This is a genomic window from Malikia granosa, assembly GCF_002980595.1.
GTDB lineage: Bacteria > Pseudomonadota > Gammaproteobacteria > Burkholderiales > Burkholderiaceae_C > Malikia > Malikia granosa.
The window spans coordinates 1-814 of the sequence record NZ_PVLQ01000068.1; the positions used below are offsets into that span (position 1 = coordinate 1).

Genomic DNA, 814 nt, shown 5'->3' on the forward strand with positions numbered 1-814 from the left:
CAGGCCGTTGAAAAACCCACCCGTCAGTCTGCCGGCAGCGGCGGGTACGATCTAGCCTATCCCCGAACCGACACCCAGACCCGAGATGAGAGGCATCCAGAACTTTCAGGGCGCGATGTTCAGCTACATCAGCCTGGAAGAGCGAGTTCCCAAGCAGCATCCGCTGCGCAAGCTGCGTGCGATGGTTGATGCGCTGCTGGCGACGATGAGCGCCGACTTCGAAGCGGTGTACGCGAAGGTGGGGCGCCCGTCGGTGCCCCCCGAGATGCTGCTCAAGGCGCTGCTGCTGCAGATCCTGTTCACGGTGCGCTCGGAGCGGCTGCTGGTCGAGTCCATCGACTACAACCTGCTGTACCGCTGGTTCGTGGGCCTCAATCTGGAGGACCGGGTGTGGGACCACTCGACCTTCAGCGCCAACCGCGAGAGGCTGTTCAACGAAGGACTGGCGCGGGTGTTCTTCGAACGGGTCAAGCACACCGCGGGCTGGGCCCGGCTCACCAGCGACGAGCACTTCAGCGTGGACGGCACGCTGATTGATGCGTGGGCCTCGCACAAGAGCTTCAAGCGCAAGGACGACAGCAGCCCGCCGCCCGAAGGGCGCAACCCGGAAGTGGACTTCAAAGGCGAGACCCGCAGCAACGACACCCACCAGAGCACGACCGATCCGCAGGCGCGGCTCTACCGCAAGGCCCGGGGTGACAAGTCGCGCCTGTGCCACATGGGGCACATCCTGATGGAGAACCGCAACGGACTGGTGGTGGATGTGGCCATCACGCACGCGAGCGGCACGGCCGAACGTGAAGCTGCGCTGGAG

At 64.9% G+C, this 814-nt stretch carries 1 protein-coding gene; it reads left to right on the plus strand.

Annotated features, from left to right (window positions below; all coding sequences use genetic code 11):
- Nucleotides 1-85: 85 nt before the first annotated feature.
- Nucleotides 86-814: IS5 family transposase (locus C6P64_RS14560; RefSeq protein ID WP_105749283.1), on the plus strand; the 729-nt coding region annotated here is incomplete at its 3' end.